This window comes from uncultured Succinatimonas sp., from assembly GCF_905203285.1.
GTDB lineage: Bacteria > Pseudomonadota > Gammaproteobacteria > Enterobacterales > Succinivibrionaceae > Succinatimonas.
The window spans coordinates 20,258-27,224 of record NZ_CAJKVK010000015.1 but is presented as its reverse complement, the minus strand read 5'-3'; the positions used below and the strand labels follow the sequence as shown (position 1 = coordinate 27,224).

Annotated in this window: 6 protein-coding genes; 3 read left to right on the top strand and 3 right to left on the bottom strand. The window is 40.3% G+C overall.

The window, feature by feature from the left end; translation table 11 throughout:
- Positions 1–181: 181 nt before the first annotated feature.
- Both edd and QZ019_RS03100 read right to left on the bottom strand, forming a co-directional pair.
- On the bottom strand, positions 182–1,978 hold the full coding sequence (gene edd, locus QZ019_RS03105) for a phosphogluconate dehydratase (protein WP_295482210.1): 1,797 nt from the start codon (positions 1,976–1,978) through the stop codon (positions 182–184).
- Positions 1,968–2,495 carry a gluconokinase gene (locus tag QZ019_RS03100; protein ID WP_295482208.1) on the bottom strand — a complete coding sequence of 176 codons (528 nt, stop codon included), beginning with the start codon at positions 2,493–2,495 and terminating at the stop codon, positions 1,968–1,970. Before QZ019_RS03100 ends, edd begins: the two co-directional genes overlap by 11 nt.
- Positions 2,496–2,658: 163 nt before the next feature.
- Between QZ019_RS03100 and QZ019_RS03095 the strand changes: the two genes are divergently transcribed.
- From QZ019_RS03095 to hemH, 3 genes are all read left to right on the top strand, one after another.
- Positions 2,659–4,038 (top strand): GntP family permease, encoded by a 1,380-nt coding sequence (locus QZ019_RS03095; protein ID WP_294567132.1) that lies wholly within the window; start codon positions 2,659–2,661, stop codon positions 4,036–4,038.
- 131 nt (positions 4,039–4,169) lie between these two features.
- Positions 4,170–5,216 carry a LacI family DNA-binding transcriptional regulator gene (locus tag QZ019_RS03090; protein WP_294567133.1) on the top strand — a complete coding sequence of 349 codons (1,047 nt, stop codon included), beginning with the start codon at positions 4,170–4,172 and terminating at the stop codon, positions 5,214–5,216.
- A complete protein-coding gene (gene hemH, locus QZ019_RS03085; RefSeq protein WP_294567134.1) occupies positions 5,216–6,154 on the top strand; it encodes a ferrochelatase in 939 nt (312 codons plus the stop codon). Before QZ019_RS03090 ends, hemH begins: the two co-directional genes overlap by 1 nt.
- A gap of 2 nt (positions 6,155–6,156) precedes the next feature.
- Here the strand turns inward: hemH and pflA are convergent, their stop codons facing one another.
- The gene (gene pflA / locus QZ019_RS03080) at positions 6,157–6,912 is read right to left on the bottom strand and encodes a pyruvate formate-lyase-activating protein (RefSeq protein WP_295482204.1); all 756 of its coding nucleotides are present in this window, start codon (positions 6,910–6,912) and stop codon (positions 6,157–6,159) included.
- Between the last annotated feature and the right edge of the window lie 55 nt (positions 6,913–6,967).

Below are 6,967 nucleotides of genomic sequence, written 5' to 3'. Positions count from 1 at the left end.
TTTTAAAGTAATATGAATTTTCTTATCAACTAAAAAAATAATCTTTAAGTTCTTATTTTGATCCCCATATAATATATGATTTTGTTTCTTATTAAGTATATTTATCTACAAAATAAATAAATTTATACAAAAAAAGAGCCGCGTATTAAGCGGCCCTCCATAAATAATAAATTCTTAATGTTTAAAACAAGAATGTTGCTCCCTCATCAGCTGATGATACGGTCTGACGGCAGGACTTGAACAGATAACGGCCATAAGTCTGCTCATTAGCTTCAACATCCGGGACTTCAGCGACACGTCCTTCAAGAGAGGTTAAGCAATTAATAGTACCTGCATCAGCATCGAAATCTATAAGATCTCCGTCCTTCAATAATGCAAGTTTGCCGCCGCGCAAAGCTTCAGGAGAAACATGCAAAGCTGAAGGGATCTTACCTGATGCTCCGGATAAGCGGCCATCGGTTAAAAGTGCAACTTTATAGCCTGCTTTTTGCAGATTTCCAAGAACCGGCATTAACTTGTGCAATTCAGGCATTCCGCTTGCTGCAGGACCTGCGTAACGAACAACGATAACCGCATCCTGATTAAGCTTGCCTTCCTTATAAGCTCTCTCAACGTCATGCTGATCGTTAAAAACACGAGCAGGAGCTTTAACATGATGATGTTCAGGTGCAACTGCTGAAATTTTTATTACGGAAGTACCCAAGTTGCCGTGCAATACCTTGATACCGCCCTTTTCGTTAAAGCAGCCGCCATCTGAAATCAAAACCTTAGGATCTTTACTCTCGCCGCAATCAACGAAAGTAAGCTTGCCGTCTTCGAGAACCGGAGTTGTCATTTGAGAAGCAAAGTCCCCAAATGAAGTCATAACGTCGTCATGAACAAGTCCGCGTTTATGCAGAGCTTTCATTAAAACCGGAACGCCGCCAGCTGCCTGCAATGCGTTGATATCGGGTTTTGCATTAGGATAGATGTTAACCAAAAGCGGTACGACTTCTGACAAATCACTAAAATCATCCCAAGTTAAGATATAGCCTGCAGCTTTAGCTATTGCGACCAAATGCAAAGTCAGATTGGTGCTTCCGCCCGATGCCAGTAACGCAACTACGGCATTAACTAAATTCTTTGCAGTGACAACCTTATACAAAGGACGAGGATCGCTGCCAAAACATGTTTTATCAAGAATACGTGCAGCAGCTTCATCATTTAAAGCTTGACGCAATTCAGTATACGGAGGAACAAAAGCAGAACCGGGCAGCATCAAACCCATTGCTTCAAGAACAAGCTGATTTGAGTTTGCTGTTCCGTAGAAAGTACAGGTGCCTTGAGAGTGATAGCAGGCACATTCCATCTGCTGCAATGCACTTTTATCCAAAAGACCTGCGGTATATTTCTGACGGATTTCACTCTTTTCCTCATTGGAAATTCCGGTACTCATAGGACCTGCCGGAACAAAAGCTGTCGGTAAATGACCGTATGAAATTGCACCCATAATCATACCCGGGGCAATTTTATCGCAAATACCTAAAAGCAAAACTCCGTCAAAAACATTATGAGATAAAGAAACTGCAACGGACTGAGCAATAATATCTCGAGAAAACAGAGACATATCCATACCGGGTTGTCCCTGAGTGACACCGTCACACATAGCCGGGACGCATCCTGCCACCTGAGCGGTAGCTCCATGCTTTGCAACCTCGACTTTTATTGCATCAGGATAGACTTTGTACGGACAATGAGCACTTAACATATCATTGTACGCACTAACTATACCGATATTGGCAGTCTCGTCCTTAAGAATAGTCGCTTTATCTGCTGCCTTTTCACTTGCAACGGCATGCGCTAAATTTGAACATGTTAGAATCTTACGCCCGCGGCCCAACTTCTCCTGAGCTAAAACCATATTCATGTATGCATTACGGGTTTTCTCAGAACGCTTTTCAATACGCTCAGTTACTTCACGGACTACATTATTTAGCATTATCAAGCTCCTTTTCTTTAGATATGACTGCTTCATAAGCCAATTCGATTACCTCTTCGATCGGATGATCGATATCAACGGTAACAACATCTTTTTCATCGGGTCCCGGAACCTCAAGAGTATCAAACTGACTTTGAACCATTTCAGGTTTCATATAATGACCCTTGCGTTTGGCCATGCGTTCCAGCACCAATTCCTTTGAGCCGGCCAGATGAACGAATATAAGATTTGGATCGCCTTGACGGATAATATCGCGATACTTGCGCTTTAATGCAGAACAAACGATAACACAGCAAGCACTGCGGCGGGACATTGAATAGAAAACATCACCGATACGCTCAAGCCAAGGCTGACGATCTTCGTCATTTAACGGAATTCCGCTGCCCATCTTCATGACGTTGGCACGAGGATGCAAATCGTCCCCGTCAATAAAACGAACGTTCATTTTTTCGGCAAGAGCGATACCTACTGTTGTTTTACCTGTACCGCAAACACCCATAACCACAATACTTCTCATTTTGCACTCCAGGAAATAATTGTGAAAAGGTTCACAAAATCTACTAAAACGTGAAATCAGTGTTTATTTTATCAAATGTGACTGGTAACATGTTATCAGTAACATAAATTATATGTGATTTTTATCACAGGATTGAAAAATTGAGTTCCCATTCGGAGGGCACATGGATCAGTCAACAATGGCACATACCACGCAATACCTGCTTTCTGTAGCCGGTATCGCAATTATCTTTTTATTGTTTCTTATTATGAAATTGAAAGTTCATGCTTTCCCGGCACTGATTATCGTCAGCTTCTGCACGGCAGTTGCCACCGGCATTGAATTTTCACAAATCGTTCCTGCAATGTTAAACGGCTTTGGAGGAACGTTAGCATCTGTAGCATTGCTGGTCGGACTCGGCGCAATGATCGGAAAGATCTTGGAAGTTTCAGGCGGTGCTCAGGTTCTTGCAGATACGTTAATAGGATGGTTCGGCAAAAAGCGCGCTCCTCTTGCTTTAGGCGTAGCTTCATTGCTGTTTGCCTTCCCTATTTTCTTTGACGCAGGCCTTGTCGTAATGCTGCCTGTTATCTTGTCTGTAGCTAAAAAACTCGGCGGTTCAGTTATTTTATACGCCCTTCCGGCAACCGGTGCTTTCTCGGTAATGCACGCGTTCCTGCCTCCGCATCCGGGTCCGGTTGCTGCAGCCGGCATTCTCGGCGCCAACGTAGGATATCTTGTGTTTATCGGACTTATTATCGGTCTTCCCACCTGGTACTTAAGCTCTTATTTATTCGGCTTATGGGCCGGTAAAAAATGGTTTGCCAAAGTTCCTGATCTCTTCTCTCAAAACGACATGGATACTTCAGATCGCAAACCGCCTAAATTCGGAACCGTTGTCGGCATCCTTTTAACTCCGATGCTGCTTATTTTCTTAAATACCGGAATTTCCACTTTACAGGCAACAGGCTCTTTACCTAAAGACAACACTGCGTTAGCTGTTATCTGCACTCTTGGTCAAACACCTATTGCCCTGCTGCTTACGCTGTTATTAAGCCTTTTTGTGTTCATCAAAGCATTTGAGGCAAAACGCCTGAATGAATTATGCGAAAAAGCTTTAGGTCCGATTTGCTCTGTTATCCTCGTAACCGGTGCCGGCGGTATGTTCGGCGGTATTTTGCGTACTTCAGGAATCGGCGATGCTTTAGCTTCCGTGCTTTCTGACATGGGTATTCCGGTAATTCTGGCAGCTTTTATTATCTCGGTATGTCTGCGCGTGGCTCAAGGCTCTGCAACCGTAGCTCTTACTACTGCCGCGGCTTTGGTTGCCCCGATCGTTACCAAGAATGCGGCAAACTTCAGCCAAATTGATCTCTGCGCCATCGTTGCGGCAATTTCAGGCGGTTCTGTAGTTATTTCTCACTTTAACGACTCAGGTTTCTGGCTAGTTAAAGGCTTATTCGGCCTTGATGAAAAAACCACTTTGCGTACCTGGACCGTGCTTGAAACACTGCTTGGTACCATCGGATTCATCTTCGCCTGCATTATCTATATGATTTTCTAACGACAATCTCCTCAACAAAGTCCCGACCTTAATCGGGACTTTTTTCAAAAATTACTAATCACGCTGTCAAATATTCACCCTTTTTATCAAAAAATTATTAAAATACATACAGATAATTTAAGGAAAATGAAGTGAAAAGACAACGCACCACCCTACAGGATATTGCCGACAAAGTCGGAGTTACCAAGATGACGGTTTCTCGTTATCTCAATAACCCCAATAATGTTGCTAAAGACACACAAAAAAAAATAGCTGAAGTTATCGATGAACTCGGTTTTATTCCCAATAGAGTTCCTGCGATGCTGTCTAAAGCATCGTCAAAAGCGATTGGCGTATTAATTTCATCATTTTCCAATATGGTATTTGCCGATCTTATAAACGGCATTAAAAGCGTAGCTAAAAAAGCCGGATACAGCGTTCTTATCATGCATACCGGATATAGCGCTGAAAGTGAAGAAGAACAAATCAACGCTTTATTATCCTACCAAGTGGATGCAATTATTCTTACGGAAGAAATACATTCGGAGATTTCAGTTAAAAGATTAAAGCTTGCCAAAATCCCCATCGTTGAAGTTATGGGATACGTTGAAAATCCTATAAACATGACCGTTGGAGTAGATACTTTTAATACCGCCTACGCCGTAACCCGCGGCCTAATAGAAGCCGGACGTAAAAATATAGCTTATTTCGGCGTACGCCTTGACTATCGAACATTACAGCGTCAACGCGGTTATGAAAAAGCCATGCATGAGGCAGGACTTAAAGGACTCAGCCTTGAGATTCAAGAGCATTCTAATTTCTCATTGGGCAGTACTTTAATGATGAAAACTTATGAAAAAAATCCAAATCTTGATGCTATCTTCTGTACCAACGATGACGTTGCCGTTGGCGCTTTATTTGCCTGTCTTAAACTAAAACTCTCAATTCCAAATGATATAAGCATCGTAGGCTATAACGGATTGAACATCGGAACCGTAACCGAGCCTAAATTATGCAGCATCAGTACGCCGCGTTTTAATATGGGAGCATTGGCAACCCGAATGATCATAGAAAAACTTACCGCCAAATTTACCGGAATGCAGCATATAAAAGTTCCGGCAAAAATAACCGAAGGCAATTCACTTACCAAACATGAATATGAATGTATAAAAGAGTGTCTTGAAAAATACGCCAGTTAATGACCGCCAAAAGAGCTTTAATTATAGTTAATACCGGAAGCCCCGAATGCAGTATTTCGAGTATTAAAACTTTTCTAAAGTTGTTTTTAACCGATAAGCATGTAATACGAATACCAAAAGCTCTTTGGTATCCGATACTTTACGGTTTTATTTTACGCAGACGACCTTACGCTCTTTTGAAAAAATATCAGAAAATTACAATAGACGGAAAAACTCCTCTAATATTTTATGAACAAAATATTATTAAAAAACTTCAGATATTTAGTGAAAAGCAGAACATAAAACCTTTTTATGCCAATCTGTATTCACCTCCTTATATTGAAGATGTTCTAAAAATTTGTCTTAAAGAAGAAATTTCAGAGATAAAAGTACTACCTCTCTTTGCGCAGTATTCGACTGTTACAACCAAAGCCGTCATTGATAAATTTCAAAAACATATTAAAGGCAGCTGTAAAATTTCCTTTGTAACCGACTTTTATGCAGATCCTTTATATATAAAAGCATTACTTAAAAATTTAAGCAGCGCAAAAATTAATGCTGATACACCCTTGCTGCTTGCTTACCATTCTCTGCCTAAATCTTATCTTAAAAAAGATAATTTATATATAAAACAATGTATTGCCACAAGTGAGTTTATAGCTCAAGCGATTGAAAGAAGATGTCCAGTATACACGGTATTCGTTTCACAATTCGGAAAGGGGAAATGGCTTGGACCAAGTCTTACGGATATACTGCAGCAATTAAAAAATAAACACATTAAAACAGTTAATCTTATGAGTCCCGGCTTTATGCTTGATTGCCTTGAAACACTCTATGATATAAAGAAAACCGCTTTTGCCTACGGCAGGAGAGAAGGCATGGAAGTAAATTATTTCCCATGCCTTAATGACAGCGATGAATGTATTGAGCTTATAACAAGCCTTGTCAGATATCAGTAGAATTAATTATTTGTTTTATATCCTAAAAACTCATCAGTATGCAAAAGACTCCTAGCATGCGAAATTGATTTTTCATCAGGAGACGGAGTATCTTTTAACTCATACTTGATACCTAAAGCATCCCATTTGAACATACCGAAACTATGATAAGGCAAGATTTCAACACGTTTTACGTTGCTTAAAGTTTTAATAAAAGAATAAAGCTTATTTAAAGATTCATCATTATCTGTAATTCCGGGAACTAAAACATGTCTAATCCATACTGCTTTACCTTTTTCATCTAAATATTTAAGGCAATCTAAAATATTAGTGTTTTCCACCTTGGTCAAATCAAGGTGCGCCTTATTATCAATATGCTTGATATCAACCATTAAAAGATCTGTATATTTTAAAAGTTCATCAAACTTCTCAAGGAAAGCAGGATCTCTAGAAAAAGGAGATGCCGCAGTATCAATAGTCGTATGCACTCCTTCTTTTTTTGCCCCTTTAAACAGCTCGGTAACAAAATCAATTTGCAGTAATGGTTCTCCTCCGCTTACTGTAATGCCGCCGTCTTTACCCCAATAATTTCTATAACGCAAAGCATACTTTAATACCTCATCAGAGGTTTTCTCTTCTCCGGCATTTATTTTCCAAGAATCAGGATTATGACAATACTTACAGCGCATTCTGCAGCCTTGCATAAAAACAACGAAACGCACTCCGGGACCGTCAACCGAGCCGAAAGTTTCAAACGAATGAATTCGTCCTGTAAGCATATCTATCCTCTCAAACCTCAAAATCTCTTAATACTTATTAAAAGACCCCGAAACT